Raw genomic sequence first — 15,981 nt, forward strand, 5'->3', positions numbered from 1 at the left:
ATTAACCCGCTGAGTCGATCATGTTTCACACCCGAGCGGTCCACATCGAACGACTTCGGCTCAGAGATGGCCCGCCACGCGCAGGGCATGGACGAGGTCGCGTTCGTGTGCCGGGGACACGGCACGGGCGGCGGCGAGCAGGCTCGGGACGAGGCGGCCGGGATCGGGCTCGGCGACCCTGGCGGTGTCCTCCGGGGTGCGGACCCGTACGAACGCGTCCAGCAGCGCACGGGACCTGACGGCAAGGCCCTCGTCCTCGAGGGCGATCACGGCGGCGGCGATCTCGTCGGTGGAGCGTGAGACGCCCTGGCGCAGAAGCTGACGGCCGTCGTCGGCGCGGCCGGCCGCGGTGAGCGCGTCGGCGGCGGCGGTCAGCCGTGCGGCGGGCTGGGACGCGACCTCCCACAGCAGGGTGGCCCAGTCGGCGGCGAGGCCGGCGCGGTGCAGCTCGGCGGCGAGCGGGGGAAGCCAGCCGACGGGCCGGGCGGCGGCCTCGCAGATCACGGCGTGCGCCTCGCCGCTGCGGCCCTCGGCTCGTAGCCGCCCCAGCGCGGCAACCGTCTCCCGGGCGGCCCGGGAGGCGCCCTCGGGCACGGGCGCCACGGCGGGCGAGGCATGGTCGGTGACGGCGGGGGCCCCGCCGTAGCGTGCCCCGCGGGGCACATCGTCCGCGACGGGCAGTACGGGGACCGGCTGCGCGACCGTGCCCTCCTCCCCCAGGTTCTCGACCCCGGCGAACCGGGCTCCACGGGGCCGCCGCCGCTTCGCTGCCCGGGACTGCGCGGGGGGTGGGACGTCCGCGCCGGGCGGCGTTCCGGCGGGGTGCGCGCCGTCGGCGGGCCCGGCCGACTCGGCCCGGCGGTGCTGGTCGGGTTCGGCGGGCGCCGGCCGGAACCACCCGTTCGGTACGACGGACTCGACGGCAGCGGTGCCGGCGGCTGCGTAGGGCCCCTGGGCCCGGCCGCTGCCGCGAGAGGCGTCCGCCACGGGCGCGTACGCGGCGCTGTCCGGCCGGAAGCGGTCATGGGTCGCGGCGGCGTCAGGGTCTTCGGCTCCCGACCCGGGCCGGCCGGGCCGAGCAACCGGTTGCGGGTCGGCGGGTTCCTGTCCGGCCCACCCGCCGGGCGCCGCCGGGTGGGGTGCGACGGCCTGCTCCGGTGCGGACAGGGCCCTGAGTCTGGAGCGGAGTTCCGTGATGCGGGCCGCCGCACGGTGGTGGTCGTCGCGGGTCCAGGCCAGTTCGTTGGCGTACTGCTCCGCAGGCGGTGTGCCCTCCGCCTCTCCCGCCAGCAGCCCGATCAGTTCCTGGGCCCGGCCCTGTGCGTAGGTCTGCTCCCGGAGCATCAGGTCCAGCCGGTTCTCCAGCGCCTCGTGCCCGCCCGGCAGCCGGTCGTGTGCCGCCGCGGCCAGCGCGTGCAGCCGGCTTGCGCGCAGCGACTGCTGCTCGGCGTACTGCGGCCCGCGCCCGGCGGCCAGGTCCTGGAGCAGGGATTCGACCACGTCCCAGGGCGGGATCTCCACACCGTTCAGACAGGCCTGCATACCGCCCGGGTCGCGTTGCCAGAAGATCCCGTACCAGCCTTCGGACCGGTCGAGCAGCGCGACCAGATCCCCGAGGTACCGCGCGAACACCCCGACATCCACCGGGAGTTGATGCACCGCCATCGCCGCCCCTGTCCCACCGCCGGAGGGAACCTTCCGGTTCCCTGGACCCGCTGGCATTCGATCGCAGACAGGTTACGAGGCTGTGACGAACTCTTTTCAGAACGTGACCGCGATGCCGGTGTGCGGCCTCTTGCCCAGCCGAACGACCATCGCGGGCCAGTCCACGAGCCAGAACTGCCAGGTGTACTTGCGGGCCAACAGCCGCCGCACCGCGCCCGTCCCTGCCCGGTCCAGCAGCCGCGCCGTACCCTCCGCGGTCGGGGCACCCTCGGCGACCCTGCCCCGCGCGTCGCACACGGTGACCACCACACGGGTGTTGTTGCGCAGGCGCTTGACCTTCCACGAGTCGGACCGCGTCCACACGAACAGTTCACCGCCGTCCACCGCGAACCACACGGGCGTGGCCACCCCCGTCCCGTTCTTCCGGAATGTGGTGACGCTGACATACCTGGCGCTGGCGAACTTCTCGGCACTCACGCTGCGAGCGTACGTCAGCCGCCGCCGTGGGCGTCACGGGCGGCGATGAGCTCGTCCGGATGCGCCCCGGCCCGGTCGCATGCCACGTTCATCGGGTCGAGCGCCGAGCAGCCCAGCGAGGTGAGCCCGTACTCGACACGCGGCGGGTTCTCGTCGTACGCAGTCCGGCTCACGAATCCGTTCCGCTCCATGGGGCGCAGTGGCTCGGTGAGCATTGGGGGTGATCCAGTGCAGCGGGACGCGCACTTCGAGGAAGCGGCGCGGGCCGCCCTCGAGGCAGCGCAGCACCATGCCGGACCATTTGTCTCCGAAGCGGATCGGCTGTATCCGGTGCCTGCAATCCGGGTCGGCGAAGATGTCGTCCCTCAGCGGCTCGCTCATCGTGACCCGTCCCTCGTCCACGCCGGTACCGTTGACGTACTCGCGCGCCAGGCGGCGGTGCTGCGTCGATGCCCTGGTCGGGCCGGTCCGCCCCCTCGACGTGGCCGTCGACGAGGTCCGCCAGGAGAAGGCGGTCGGCCGCCGCGGGTCAGGCGTTGGGCGTGGTCGCGCACACCTCGTACGGGGCTTCGGCCGGGGTCCATGCCGACGCGCGGCCGTCACTGGTCAGCGAGCGGATCCGGAAGCACAGGGTCGTGCCCGGCGCCTGGCTGCCCCACTCGTACTCCTTCCAGCTCGCCTCCACCGTTGCGTTGTTGTTGCCGGTGTTCATCTCGTACATCGCCGCATCACCGGAGTCGTCCGCCCACCGGAGCCGGAAGGTGGTCGAGTTCACGGCCGTGACCTGCAGATCGGTGGGTGCGGCGACGGTGTTCTCGGCCGCAGGGACCCCGGTCCCGGTCACGTCCAACGTCATGACCAGAACACCCTCGCCGCTGTACATGTTCACCCGCGCTTTGTAGGTGCCCGGCCGGGGCGGGGCGAAGGTCACGTCGAATGCGCAGCCGTCAGGCTTGCCCGGCGGTGGGCACCCCGCCGGCTCCACCGCCCAGGCGGCGGGATCACTGACCGTCATCGTGCTCACGTCGTCGCACTGTGACGACGTGTAATGGAGATGCTCGCTGAACTTCTCGCCCTCTTCGATCGGCCGACCGGGGGTATAGGACCCCAGGGACACGACCTCACACTCCCCGGAATCGGAGCTGCCGCCCTTCGTCGTTGGCCGCGTCGGGGACGTGGTGACGCCGTGCCGCGTCCGGGTAGGGGCGACCGAGTCCGCCCGGCCGCCCGCCGTCCCCCCTGACGTCGAGGCTCCCTGGTTCACTGTGCGGGAGACGCCGGGCCTCGGTGCGGCGGAGCCCGTCGCCCGGTCCTCATCGCCGCCGCCGGCCACCACGGCCACCGCGAACAATCCGCCGGCGACCACCGCCGCCGCTCCGAGGCACATCGTCACGGGGTTGGTGACGATCGCGGCCAGCCCGCCGCCCGACTTGGCCGCCGTGCCGGCCGACGCGCCGTGGGCGAGTACCGCGCCGGCTCCGGCCACGGCGCCCAAAGGCACTCCAACCACCAACCCCAGCCCCCGCTTGCGCACCTCTTCCTCGTGCGCGAAGTAGGCCGCGTCCTCCGCCGAGCCCAGCGCGCGGGCCGCCTCCGCGCCGTGCTCCAGCACCCGCTGCCAGCTGCCCCAGCGAAGCGTACGGGCCAGGGCCGGTGCGGTCGCCCGCGCCAGGTCTCGTACGGCGGGGTGATCGCCCACGCGGGCCGCCGCCGCCATGACCCGGACCACCGCGGCGGCCTCGGCGGCGATCTGCTGCCGGGTGGCCGTGGACCGCACCCACTCCAGCAGCGGTGCCGCGAAGCGGGCCGCGCCCCCCAAGGTCCCGGCGCGCTCGGCGACCAGCGTGGCGAGCCGCCCCGCGGCACGGAGGCCAGCGCCGTCCGACGCGGCAAGAGCCAGCGACTCCAGCTCGCCGGCGGCCGTCCGGTCCACGTCCCCGGCCAGCGCGCCCAGCATGGCGGGCGATACGGGCAGCGGGGCGAAGGCTGCGAGGAGGCGCAGGAGCTCCCCCGCGCCATCGCTCAGCCGCGCCGCGAGGCCGACGGCGAGCGCGGACTCGTCGACGTCGAACCCCTCGCCAGGGCCAGTGACATCCGGCGTACCAGTCGCGCGATCGGCGCTCTCGGCGGCCACAGCGCCCTCGGCACCGGCACCGTTACCGCCCGCGCCCGCTGCCGTCACGCCCCGCCGTCCCCCGGTCACCCTCGTCGCGTCGGCCACCTGCACCAGGGTCAGCGGGTGCCCACCCGCCGTGGCGACGAGCCGCCGGGCCGCAGAGAGCTCGCCTCCACTGAGCGGGCGTCTCAGCTCTCGGGTCAGCAGTGCCAGCGCGGGTTGCTCGGGGAGCCCGCCAAGCCGAATCGCCCGTGCCTCGCCCGATGGGCAGGGCTCGATGGACGCCACGACGACCTCGCAGCCCGGAGCGGCGTCCACCAGCTCGGCCAGGTCCTGCCGCGAGCCGTGAAAGTCGTCGACGACGAGCAGGGCCCGGACCGCCGCCATCAGCCGCCGCATCCTGGCCGGTTCCGGTTTGTAGTCCGCCACCTCGTAGCAGGCGTGGAAGAGGTCCTGGACGAGGTCGGTGACCGGCAGCCCTGCTCCCGAAAGGTGCACCACGGCGGCCCCGTCCGCGGCGCGGTCCACCATGAAGCGGCGCAGCAGCGCGGTCTTGCCGATGCCCGGCGGCCCGTAGATCTGTACCGCGTGGCCCTCGGCCAGCCGGCGCTCCAGCGCGGCCAGTTCGAGATCGCGCCCCAGCAGCTCGGGCGCTTCGCGGGGCAGTGCACGACCCTCGGGCCGGTCCTTGCGGCGAAAGGGCGGCGGTTCCTCGGTACGCACCGATACGGAGGAGCCGCGCTCGGCGTTGATCACGATGTTCCGGTCGCCGACGACGACCTGCGCGTCGACGATGTCGCCGTACAGGCGGATGTTGCTCTCGTCGGGCATCGGACAGCCCCCTTGCGTCTCCGTGTCCCCCGTGCCAACCCAAGGCTGGTCTAGTCGCTGACCCGGCCGATTACCCACTCATCTCCGGTATTGCGCAAAATTGTTATGTTATGGGAGAGAATGAGCACCTTCCGGGGCCGGCCCGCAGCTTTCCCTCCATGCTCATCACCCGTGCCATCGTCGCGTTCACCCCTTCTCCAGATCGGCGGCCCGGCTGGTCCGGGAGGGCGTTCGCGAACACCGGGGCGGGTGCGGATCGGCGCGGGGTGATCGCCCACGTTGCGATCCGACGCGAACTCCGGCCGCGGTGCTGTCCACGAGGCGGTTCGCCGGAGCTCTCAGCGCTCGCCGACTCTGCTCAGGGAGTCCAGAGGGAGAGCAGCCCGGAGCCGAGAGCGCCCGCAGCAGCGCCTTCCAGCATCGTGCGCAGGCTCTGGCCGAGTTGGCGGAGATTCCTGTGGTCAGGCTCACCTTGATCGGCCGCCTGCAGGATCTCCGCAGTGAGGGCCTGAACGACCTGCTGTCGTTCTGCCGTCATCACGAGTACGGGGAGTGCTTGGACGACGGCGTTGGTGAAGCGCAGCAATTCGGGAAGGTTGAGTGTGGTGGCGGGGCCGGAGGCCGTCACTGTGTTGTCCCGACCGATTACGACCTGCCCGGTGACGTTCCCGGTGTGCACGTCGTAACGGTCCGGGCGGTTCTGGTTCATACGTGGTGACCTCCGTGGCGCGATTGCGAGCGGTTCGTCGGTCGGCCGGTCGGCGGATGTGGCATGCGTCTGCAGACGAGTGCCGGTGGGATGTGGACTCCCGTGCCCGGGCTTGCTCTACCAGCCCCCTTCACCGGCCGCCAAGCGACCGGCCCTCGGTCAGTATGCCTGTGCACGGCACAACTCCGCCCGAAACAAAGCGAATTGACCCGCCGAAGTGCACTTGGCTGTATACGGCGCGGACATCGGGCCAGGCCCCCGCACACGAACCGGCCCTTCGTGTTGATCGCGGACATCGCGTTCACCGAGAATTGGTTGTCCGTGCGCCGCACGATGGCAGCCGGGCCGCCCACGCCGAGCACACCGTGGCAGTCACGCACGACGGCCCGCGGATCCTCACCGCGCTGTAAGCGCCCCGGCTGTCTTGTCCGGCCCGCGACGGTCGCCCGTCACCAACGTCGCGGGACAGCAGATCTAATTGTTCTTGACGAAGCTCCTCGCCAGGCTCTTGCCGAGGGTGAGCGCCGCGTTGCGGCTCTCGATCGGCGACACCCGCGACTGCTTGAAGACGATGTAGGTGACGCCCGAGGCCGCACCGCCCGTGCTGGGGTGCGGGTCGATGCCCAGCGCCTTGGCGGTGGCGTACGAGGCCTCGCCGATGATCCCGGTGGGCCCGGTGTCGCCCACGACGGCGTACTGCACCTTGTTTTTGTAGATGACGGCCGCGACCGAACCGCCCCGGATGCCGGACACACGGTAGTCCCAGATGCTGCTGGGGCCGGGCACCACGATGAACGGCAGCTTCTCGGCGTTCAGCTGGGCACCGTCGGACTGCTGGAACGCGGTCGTCGGCTGGAAGTACGGATCGGTTTGCCGGTTGCACCGCACGGTGGGCTGACCGTCGCAGTCGATGTCCATGTCCGCCTTCCAGAACACGGCACCCTTCGCGTCGCAGACGGGGATCTTCGCGGCCGCGCCCTGGTCGCTGCGGTACTTGCCCCGGGAGATCTGCGTGCAGCGGGTGACCTTGTCCAGCAGTTGGCTCGCGGTCACCGGTGCCTCGGTGGCCGCTTCCTGCCGCGTCGCTTCGGTGCGGAACACGGGGTTGGGGGGTGCGGGCGGGGGGACCGCCGGGTCTGCGGCGGCCGGCAGGGCCGCCACCGCCATCAGGGCAGCGCCGCCGGTCGCGGCGAGAACGGTGTGTCGAATGCGCACTGGGAGCCTTTCTGTCGGAAGCCTCCCTACCCGCCGCGGCCCCGGCCCCCTCCGGTCAGCGGCCGGACGGGTTACGGCACCGGGGCGCGCCCCGGTGCCGTGTGCGTGCTCACGGGCTCGGATGCACGACCATCGCCGAGCCGCCGCCCCGCCTGACCTTCTCCGCCGCCGCCAGCCAACGGCCGTCACTCAGCCGTTGGACACCGGTCGCCGCGCCGATCTCCGGGTTCTGCCGGAAGCCATGGCCGATCGCCTGCAGTTCGGCGCGCAGCGGGCTGTTCCACAGACCCGGCTCCAGCTCCGTGGTCGTCTGGTTGCGCTGGCTGGCGCGTGGTGCCGCGATCGCCTCGACCAGGGGCAGGCCACGGTCCAGATGCCCCGTGAGGGCCTGCAGCACGGTGGTGATGATGGTCGCGCCGCCCGGGGAGCCCAGCGCCAGCACAGGACGGCCGTGCTCGAGCACGATCGTGGGCGACATGGAGGAGCGCGGCCGCTTGCCGGGGCCCGGCAGGTTCGGGTCGTGGACCGCGGGGTTGGCCGGGGCGAAGGAGAAGTCGGTCAGCTCGTTGTTGAGCAGGAAGCCGCGTCCGGGGACGGTGATGCCGCTGCCGCCCGTGGACTCGATCGTCAGCGTGTAGGCGACGACGTTGCCCCACTTGTCGGCGGCGGTCAGATGGGTGGTGTTCTCACCCTCGTACGTGGTGGGGGCTGCCGTCCCGGACGCTTGGCAGGCCACGGGGTTGCCCGGGTCGCCGGGGGCGAGCGGACTGGTCAGCACGGCGTCGTCCTTGATCAGGCACCCGCGCGAGTCCGCGAACCGCTGGGACAGCAGCCCCTTGACCGGCACGTCCTCGAAGGCCGGGTCGCCGACCCAGCGCCCGCGGTCCGCGAACGCGATCCGGCTCGCCTCGATGAAGCGGTGCAGATACTGCGCCTGCGAGGACTTGGACAGGTCGGTGCGCTCCAGGATGTTGAGCGCCTCGCCGATGCTCGTACCGCCGGATGAGGACGGTCCCATGCCGTACACGTCGAGACCCCGGTAGGACACCTTGGTGGGCGCGCGCCGCACCGTCTCGTACGCCCGCAGGTCGCGCTCCGTCAGATCGCCGGGGCGCACCACGCGGGTGGCGCCCGGCGCGAGGGGCGGTGTGCGTACCGTGCGGACGATGTCCTCGGCGATCTTGCCGTTGTAGAGCGTGCCGACGCCCTTGCGGCCCATCTCCTTGTAGGTGCGGGCCAGATCGGGGTTCTTGAAAACGGTGCCGACGACCGGAAGTTCGCCGCCCGGCAGGAACAGCTTGGCGGTGTCGGGGAAATCCGCGAAGCGGGCCCGGTTGGCCTCGGTCTGGGAGCGGAAGGTCGCGTCGACGGTGAAGCCGTCGTCGGCGAGGCGCTGGGCGGGCCGCAGCAGCTGCCGCAGCGGCCTGCTGCCCCAGGCATCCAGCGCGGTCTCCCAGGTGGCGGGGGTGCCGGGGGTGCCGACCCCGAGTCCGCTGGTCATGCCCTCCTCGAAGGGGATGGGCTTGCCGTTCTCCAGGAACAGGGACGCGTCCGCGGAGCGCGGTGCGGTCTCGCGTCCGTCGATGGTGTGGACGGTACGGGACTTCGCGTCGTAGTAGACGAAGAAGCCGCCCCCGCCTATGCCCGCCGAGTACGGCTCCGTCACACCGAGCGCCGCGGCGGTGGCTACGGCCGCGTCCACCGCGTTCCCGCCGCGCCGCAGGACCTCGATCCCGGCGGACGACGCGTCGGCGTCGACACTGGCGACCGCGCCGCCGTGCCCGACGGCCACCGGGGACTTGACGGGCGGCGCCGGGGTCGGCGGCGCCTGTGAGGGCGGTGCGGCCGCCCCGATCGAGACCATGGCCGCGGCAACGGCCAGAACCGACACATTTCGTGCGGCGGAGCGACGCATCCGTACCTCCAGTCAACGTACGTCCGCGCAGCGTAACTTCACCGCACCTCCCCCGTCAGGACCGCCTCGAACAACGGTCCGCGGCACCGATAGCATGCGCGCCCATGACTGACGACGTTCGCAATATCGTGCTCGGCGTGGTGGCTGCGGGAATCAGCGCCACGGTCGGCTGGCTCGCCCGCACGTACCTCTGGCGGCGCAGACTCCGGCGCAAACAGGGCTTTTTCGGGCTTCCAGGAAACTCGGAGTGCATGCTCGTCGTCAACCGCGAGGCCGGCCGTGACGGGTCCGTACACCGCTTCGACGTCTTCGCGCTGCTCGAGCTGTCCGCGCTCATCAAGGACTGCGGCGCCAACTCCCAGATCGTCTGGCACGACATAGCCCAGCAGGGCTTCGGCGAACGGACCGAGTTCTGCGTCGGCGGCCCGGTCTCCAACCGCCGGATGGCCGCCCATCTCCACTCCCTGCTGCCCGGCGTGAAGATCAACACCGATGCGGAGCCCGGCCCCGAACAGGGCGCGTTCCAGATCGGCTCGGAGCGCCACCTCATGGAGCCCGGCACCGCCGAGTACGTGCTGCTGGCGCGGCTGACCGCGGGGCAGGACGCGCGACCGGTCTTCCTGTTCTGCGGCCAGCGCGCGATCACCAACCAGGCGGCCACCCGCTATCTGGCACGCCACCACGAGAAACTGGCCCGCAAGCACGGCGGCAACTCCTTCTGTCTGCTCCTGAAGGTGGTCAACTCACAGGCGTACGGACCGGACGTGGTCGAACTGGTCGCCGATGTGACCCAGGCGGCGCAGGCCCCGGTCCCGGTCCCGGCGTCGGAACCGGTGCCGTCGCCCCGCAGGTCCCGCCGCGCGGCGAGCTAGTGGCTCGCCAGGCGTCGCCGGCGCCCGGCCAAGGCCGCGTTACAAGCCATTAGCATGCCCCGGTGGAGAAATTCCGGTTCCGTGACACCGGGGTCGTGGGTGAGTTCGAGGTGCCCCCGCTCCGGCCCCGGGCAACGCAGGCACTGCCGTTGGCGGATCCGCGCCTGCTGCACCTCTCCGACGACGGCGGCAGCGTCACGGCGGCCGTGCACGGCGGCGTGGGGCTGTGGGACGTGGGCACCGGAGCACTGCGACGGTGGCACGACGACGCTGACACCGCATGTCTGCTGGACTCCGGCAGGGTCCTGCTCGTGGCCGAGTACGCACAGATGCGACTGGTGCGCTATGCCTGGCCGACGATGACGGTCCTTGACGAGCTGAACCACCCGCGGCCCGGGTGCGGTGGCGGCATCGAATCACTGGTGCTGTCCCCCTCGCAATAGCTCGTCGCCGCCTGGTTGAACCACAGCCCGCACCGGCGTCCCTGCCCCGGTTCGACGGGGGCGGCTGGTTCAGCCCCCGGGTGACGACGCCGAGCAGCAGCGCCGGCAACCAGGTGGATCACCTGAAGGACCTCGGGCCGCCAAGCCACTGGTCCACGTTGTGCCGATCAGACCGCCGTCAACGGGAGCGATTTGAGGCCGTTGATGAAGTTGGACACCAGTCGGCGCGGCGGACCCGCGGTGGTGTACGGCGGCAGCAGGCGGAGTGCCTCCTCGTGCAGCACCCGCAGCTGGAGGCGGGCGAAATGCGCGCCCAGGCAGACGTGCGGGCCGTCACCGAAGGAGACATGCGGATTGGGCGTACGGGACAGGTCGAGGCGCTGCGGGTCCGAGAAGACCCGCTCGTCGTGGTTGGCGGAGGCATGGAAGACGACGACCTTGTCTCCCGCCCGGATCGGCTGCCCGGCCAGGGTGGTGTCGCGGGTCGCCGTGCGCCGGAAGCTGAGGACAGGGGGATGGCGGCGCAGGAGTTCGTCGACGGCGGGCTCCGGCCCGGCCTCCCCGGCCCGTAGTCTGCGCTGCTCGCCGGGGTTCTCGGCCAGCTCGAGAAAGCCGCCCGGGGCGGCACTGCGCACGGTGTCGTTGCCGGCGACGGTGAGCAGGAAGAAGAACATCTCCAGCTCGGCGTCCAGGAGTTCGGACCGGGCGAGGGAGGTCATGATGTCGTCGGCCGGGTTGCGGCGCTTGTATGCGGCGAGTTGCTGGGCGTAATCGAACATCTCCTGCAGCATGGCCGGTGAGCGGGGGTTGGCAGGCGTGCCGTCGGGGCCCAGGACCGGCGGTTCGTCGGGGTCCTGGTAGGCGATGACGCGTTCGGTCCACTTCAGCAGCAGGCCGCGGTCGCTGTCGGGGACGCCGAGGAGATCGGCCAGATTGAGCAGGGCGTAATCGTCGGTGACGGTGTGGACGAGGTCGAAGTCGGGTCCCGACTCCCTTGCCCCGGCGAGGAGCCCGCGGGCGCGTGAGCGGGCGGCGGCGGCGAAGCGGTCGATGCGACCGGGGACGAAGGCGCGGCTCACCAGCCGCCGGAGTCTCGCGTGGTCCGACGGGGTCTCCCCCGCGAGACGTGGGGACGGGTCCTGGTTGAGCATCATGCGGCGGATGAACGGCAGGTCGGCCGGGTCGGGGTCACGGATCTGGGTGGCTCCGAGGTGAGAGGAGAAGCTGGCGTCCTTCAGAACGCGGACCACATCGGCATGCCGGGTCACCGCCCAGAACCCTGGTCCGGCCGGCCAGCCCAGGACCTCGTACTCCTCCTGCCGGGCGACCGGATGGTGGTTGCGCAGCTGCCGGTAGGCGTCGTGCGGCAGTCCGGCGGCGTAGATCCGCGGGTCGAAGACATCGGGCACGCCGGGCACAGGCGGTTTTGGCGTCATACCGGAGCATCGTGCACGGCGTCGTCCGCGCGCAGGAAGTCCTCGACGGTGCGGATCAGCTGGAGCGGGGTCTCGTCCATCGCATAGTGTCCGGCGCCCGGCAGTTCGACCAGTTCCGCCGCCGCGAACCAGCGCTGCCAGGTCCGCCGCATCAGGTCCGTACCGATCGCCGGGTCGAGCGCACCTGTCACGGCCAGCGCCGGGATCGTCGAGCCCGACACATCGGCATGGAAGTCCTCGCCGGCCCAGGAGTCGAGCCAGGCGCGGAACGCTTCGGGGTCGCTGCGGGCAACGGACCTGTCCACCATCCGGTCCAGCCATGCGGCCGGCCGCACGGAGCCGGTGGTGAGGTCGATGATGGTGCGGCGGTGTGCGGGCTGCTCGGCCGCCGCCGTGAACAGCTCCCACTGCTCGGGCGGCATCGTCATGCCGGATGCGGGTACGGGCGAGATCCCCACGATCCGCCGTACACGCTGCGGGGCGGCCGCCGCAACGCGCTGGACGACGGACGCGCCCATCGAGTGGCCGATGAGCGAGAACGAGTCCCAGCCGAGCCGGTCGGCGAGCGCAAGGACGTCGGCGGCGCCCTCGTTGGAGGTGTACGCGCCGTCGGCGTCGCGTGCTTCGCCGTAGCCACGCAGATCGACGAAGAGGTAGGTGAAGTTCTGGCGGTCGAGGTCGGGCAGGGTGGTGGCGAAGGCGGCGCGGTCGGCGAACCAGCCGTGCACGGCGACGATGCGGTGCGGGCCGGAGCCGTGCAGGGAGTGGGGCAGCAGGAAGGGGGCCACGGCTTCTCCGTTCACCGGCGCAGACATACGCCACCACCGTGCGGTCAACGGCCCTGGCGGGCAAGGCCCGGCCGGGGACCCGACCGGGCCGGCTGGCGCGTTTCGTTCGCGCGTGCGTGCCCCGCCGACGTCATGGTCGCAGCCCCTTGGCGGCCGTTGGGTGGTCCGCTGCCGGGCGGACCGCGGAATTGGCCGGAATCGGCTCGTCCGGACCGGTGACGGCCAAGTCGCCGCGCCGCGGCGGAAGATGAACTGACACGACGTCCAATAATTGTTACGCGCGCGTAACTTACCGGGGAGTTACCGCAGGTACGCCCTCCAGGTTACCGTCGGGTCACTTCACTGTGACAGATGAGTCGGACGAACGAGGAGTGACGCCGTGGGACTTCACCGCAAGGTTCTGCGCACCACCGCCATCGGTACGGTTTCCGCTGCGCTTCTCGCCGCGCCCACCGTCGTCGCCACGCCTGCCGCGGCGGCCGGCGCACAGACGGCTCGGACGCAGTCGGCCGGGGCACCGGGCTTCCGCTTCGTCGACATCGAGGGCGACGGCGGCACCGTGCTCAAGGCCAATGTCTTCACTCCCGCCGACTGGGACGGCAGACGGACCTACCCCGTGATCGTGCTGCCGACCAGCTGGGCCCTGCCCCAGGTGGAGTACGCCGCCCAGGCCGCGCAGCTCGCCGACTCCGGCTATGTGGTGGTCAGTTACAACGTCCGCGGCTTCTGGCAGTCCGGCGGCGAGATCGAGGTCGCCGGGCCGTCGGACATCGCCGACGCCTCCAAGGTGATCGACTGGGCGCTCGCGAACACCCCGGCCGATCCGGACCGGGTGGGCATGGCCGGTGTCTCGTACGGCGGGGGCCTCTGCCTGCTCGCCGCCGGCCACGACAAGCGGATCAAGGTGGTGGCGGCGCTGAGCGGCTGGGCCGACCTCGTCGACTCCATCTACCGCAACCGCACGCAGAGCCGGCAGGCCACGGCGATGCTCGCCGGCACCGGATATCTCACCGGCCGGCCGAGCGCCGAGTTCCGGCGGATCACGGCCGACTACTACTCCTCCGACCTCTCCAAGGAGCCGGCGCTGCTCGCCTGGGGGAAGAAGCGCTCCCCGCTCACCTATCTGGACAAGATCAACGCCAACGGCGCCGCCATCATGATCGGCAATGCCTGGGGCGACACGATCTTCCCGCCCAATCAGTCCGCGGACTTCTACGAGAAGCTCACCGGCCCCAAGCGCCTCGAGTTCCGCCCCGGCGACCATGCGACGGCCGAGATCGGCGGCCTGTTCGGCCTGCCCAACGACACCTGGACCAGCACGCGCCGCTGGTTCGACCACCACCTGAAGGGTGTCGACAACGGCGTGGACCGCGAGCAGCCGGTGCGCATCAAGAGCCGTTCGACCGGCGCGTACGAGTCGTACCCGGACTGGAAGTCGGTGGGCGCGAACAAGCGCAAGATCGAGCTGGCCGACTCGGAGCACCTCTACGCCAACTGGGATTCGGGCGCGAACGGCGGGATCCTGTTCCTGTCCAGCATCCTGGACCAGTTCGCCAGGCTGCCCCCGATGGCGTCGATCCCGCTGCTGCCACGGGTCTTCGCCGCCGTCTGGCAGTCCGAGCGGTACGGCTCCGCGCAGCACGTCCGCGGCACCGCGCGGCTGCACACCACGGTCACCAGCACCAAGGAGAGCGGCACCCTCATCGCCTATCTCTACGACGTGGGCCCGCTCGGCCTCGGCAAGCTGGTCAGCAACGCCCCGTACACCTTCCACGGCCGGACGCCGGGCCGGCCGTTCAGCGTGGACCTGGACCTGTTCTCCACCGCCTACGACGTACCGGCCGGTCATCGTCTCGCCGTGGTCGTCGACACTGTCGACCCGCTCTACATCGAGCACAACCCGTCCGGCGCGCAGCTGACCTTCTCCTCGTCGGCAGCCGACCCGTCCTATCTGTCGGTCCCGCTGCGCGAGGAGTGATCACCGGCTGCAGCCGGCGGGTGCCCCTGCCTCAGGCACGGGGAGGGTGGTGCTCCATGAGCTGCTGCCCTCCCCCTAACGGATCGACGGCGCCTGACGGATCGACGGCCATACGCTGCCCTGCCCCAATCTCAGCTGTGTCCGGTCAGCGCAAACTATCCAGCGCGGAAAGGGACTTCGCAGCCGACACGCATAAATAGGGCATAAGCCGTATTAATCAGGCCTCGGCCGCTTCCCCGTACACCTGCGACAGCTCGGGCGCCCCGTTGACCGCCCACTCCAGCCCGGCCTCGACCACGCTGATCTCACGGCCGGACGCCAGCCGGACCACCGGATGGCCGCCCGGCCAGATGTGCCAGTGCGCGCCGGGCACCGTCCGCACGATCACGGTGCCCAGGTACAGGCCGGCGTCGTTGCCGAGCCAGGGCAGCTCCTCCGGGTCGTCGCGCCAGCGCGGCGGCAGCTGGTCGAGCGCCGTCAAGGAACCCGGGGAGTCGTCCAGTTCGAGTCCCGCCTGGCCGGCCCGGACCCGCAGCAGCTCGCACTCGGACAGCAGCTCGGCGACCGCCGCCGCACGCTCCGGATCGGTCTCGGTGTCGGCGGCCGACTCGCCCTTCTCCCGTTCATCGCCGTGGCGTCCCAGCCAGTTGTCCAAGAAAGGGATGTTCATACCACTCACCCTCGCATCCCTGACAGGGAGCGCACCACTGGGCGCGCGTCAACAAACGTCAGATGTCCAGGTCGACAACAACCGGTGCATGGTCCGATGCGCCCTTGCCCTTGCGCTCCTCCCGGTCGACATAGCTGTCCTTGACCGCCTTCGCGAACGGCTCGTTCCCGTACACCAGGTCGATACGCATGCCCCGGTTCTTGGGGAAGCACAGCTGGCGGTAGTCCCAGTACGTGAACGGGTGGTCGTACTTGAGCGGGCGCGGCACCACATCGGCGAGCCCGCGACCGCGCAGCGCCTCCAGAGCCGTGCGCTCCGCCGGGGTCACATGGGTCATGCCCTCGAAGAAGGACGGGTCCCAGACATCGTCGTCGGTGGGTGCGATGTTGAAGTCGCCGAGCAGCGCGAAAGGCCGCTCGCCCGGGGCGTCCGCGGCAACGGCCGTCCCCAGCGCCTCGAGCCAGCGGAGCTTGTACGCGTAGTGCTCGTGGGCGACCTCGCGGCCGTTGGGCACATAGACCGACCACACGCGGGCCGGGCCGCAGGTCGCGGAGATCGCCCGCGGCTCCTGCACACCGTCGTAGTCGGGGCCGCCGGGCAGGCCCCGCACGACGTCGTCCAGCCCCACCCGGGAGACCAGGGCCACGCCGTTCCACCTGCCGGTGGCGTTGATCGCGGATTCGTAGCCGAGCTCGCGCAGCTCGTCGGCGGGGAACTGTTCCTCGGTGCACTTGGTCTCCTGGATGCACAGCACGTCGGTGCCGGTGCTCTCCAGCCAGGCCAGCAGCCGGGGCAGCCGGGCGGTGATCGAGTTGACGTTCCAGGTGGCGATGCGCATGAGCCACAGCCTAACGGCGAGGTGTGAC

The 15,981-nt window shown here is 71.3% G+C and carries 14 protein-coding genes; 3 read left to right on the top strand and 11 right to left on the bottom strand.

Annotation, left to right across the window (positions count from 1 at the left end; genetic code table 11):
- Positions 1–60 precede the first annotated feature (60 nt).
- The 7 genes from ACFYWI_RS23905 to ggt all read right to left on the bottom strand — a co-directional run bounded on the left by ACFYWI_RS23905 (position 61) and on the right by ggt (position 8,928).
- Entirely contained in the window at positions 61–1,665 is a 1,605-nt protein-coding gene (locus ACFYWI_RS23905) for a hypothetical protein (RefSeq protein WP_389236125.1), read from the bottom strand.
- A 96-nt stretch (positions 1,666–1,761) separates the two neighbouring features.
- The gene (locus tag ACFYWI_RS23910; protein ID WP_389236127.1) at positions 1,762–2,142 is read right to left on the bottom strand and encodes a PPOX class F420-dependent oxidoreductase; all 381 of its coding nucleotides are present in this window, start codon (positions 2,140–2,142) and stop codon (positions 1,762–1,764) included.
- A gap of 14 nt (positions 2,143–2,156) precedes the next feature.
- Positions 2,157–2,357, bottom strand: coding sequence for a winged helix-turn-helix transcriptional regulator (locus ACFYWI_RS23915; protein WP_389236129.1), 201 nt, complete (start codon positions 2,355–2,357; stop codon positions 2,157–2,159).
- A 314-nt stretch (positions 2,358–2,671) separates the two neighbouring features.
- Positions 2,672–5,089, bottom strand: coding sequence for a hypothetical protein (locus ACFYWI_RS23920; RefSeq protein WP_389236131.1), 2,418 nt, complete (start codon positions 5,087–5,089; stop codon positions 2,672–2,674).
- A gap of 358 nt (positions 5,090–5,447) precedes the next feature.
- Positions 5,448–5,798, bottom strand: coding sequence for a hypothetical protein (locus ACFYWI_RS23925; protein ID WP_389236133.1), 351 nt, complete (start codon positions 5,796–5,798; stop codon positions 5,448–5,450).
- 474 nt (positions 5,799–6,272) lie between these two features.
- Positions 6,273–7,013: a glycoside hydrolase family 75 protein gene (locus ACFYWI_RS23930; protein ID WP_389236135.1), complete on the bottom strand. Its 741-nt coding sequence runs from the start codon at positions 7,011–7,013 to the stop codon at positions 6,273–6,275.
- Positions 7,014–7,122: 109 nt separating this feature from the next.
- Positions 7,123–8,928: a gamma-glutamyltransferase gene (gene ggt, locus ACFYWI_RS23935; protein WP_389236137.1), complete on the bottom strand. Its 1,806-nt coding sequence runs from the start codon at positions 8,926–8,928 to the stop codon at positions 7,123–7,125.
- A 104-nt stretch (positions 8,929–9,032) separates the two neighbouring features.
- Here ggt and ACFYWI_RS23940 point away from each other — a divergent pair, with 104 nt between their 5' ends.
- Positions 9,033–9,800, top strand: a complete 768-nt coding sequence (locus ACFYWI_RS23940; protein ID WP_389236139.1) for a hypothetical protein — start codon at positions 9,033–9,035, stop codon at positions 9,798–9,800.
- 62 nt (positions 9,801–9,862) lie between these two features.
- Positions 9,863–10,243 (top strand): hypothetical protein, encoded by a 381-nt coding sequence (locus ACFYWI_RS23945; RefSeq protein ID WP_389236141.1) that lies wholly within the window; start codon positions 9,863–9,865, stop codon positions 10,241–10,243.
- Positions 10,244–10,410: 167 nt separating this feature from the next.
- On the opposite strand, the gene ACFYWI_RS23950 is transcribed toward ACFYWI_RS23945, so the two are convergent.
- Positions 10,411–11,679 carry a cytochrome P450 gene (locus ACFYWI_RS23950; protein WP_389236143.1) on the bottom strand — a complete coding sequence of 423 codons (1,269 nt, stop codon included), beginning with the start codon at positions 11,677–11,679 and terminating at the stop codon, positions 10,411–10,413.
- Positions 11,676–12,494, bottom strand: a complete 819-nt coding sequence (locus ACFYWI_RS23955; protein WP_389236145.1) for an alpha/beta fold hydrolase — start codon at positions 12,492–12,494, stop codon at positions 11,676–11,678. Before ACFYWI_RS23955 ends, ACFYWI_RS23950 begins: the two co-directional genes overlap by 4 nt.
- Before the next feature lie 352 nt (positions 12,495–12,846).
- Here ACFYWI_RS23955 and ACFYWI_RS23960 point away from each other — a divergent pair, with 352 nt between their 5' ends.
- Positions 12,847–14,445, top strand: coding sequence for an alpha/beta fold hydrolase (locus ACFYWI_RS23960; RefSeq protein WP_389236147.1), 1,599 nt, complete (start codon positions 12,847–12,849; stop codon positions 14,443–14,445).
- Between the two features lie 217 nt (positions 14,446–14,662).
- Here the strand turns inward: ACFYWI_RS23960 and ACFYWI_RS23965 are convergent, their stop codons facing one another.
- Together ACFYWI_RS23965 and ACFYWI_RS23970 are read right to left on the bottom strand one after the other, a co-directional pair.
- Positions 14,663–15,115 carry a DUF6278 family protein gene (locus ACFYWI_RS23965; RefSeq protein WP_389236149.1) on the bottom strand — a complete coding sequence of 151 codons (453 nt, stop codon included), beginning with the start codon at positions 15,113–15,115 and terminating at the stop codon, positions 14,663–14,665.
- 58 nt (positions 15,116–15,173) lie between these two features.
- A complete protein-coding gene (locus tag ACFYWI_RS23970; RefSeq protein WP_389236151.1) occupies positions 15,174–15,953 on the bottom strand; it encodes an exodeoxyribonuclease III in 780 nt (259 codons plus the stop codon).
- Positions 15,954–15,981 lie beyond the last annotated feature (28 nt).

The organism is Streptomyces sp. NPDC002889 (genome assembly GCF_042888425.1).
Taxonomy (GTDB): domain Bacteria; phylum Actinomycetota; class Actinomycetes; order Streptomycetales; family Streptomycetaceae; genus Streptomyces.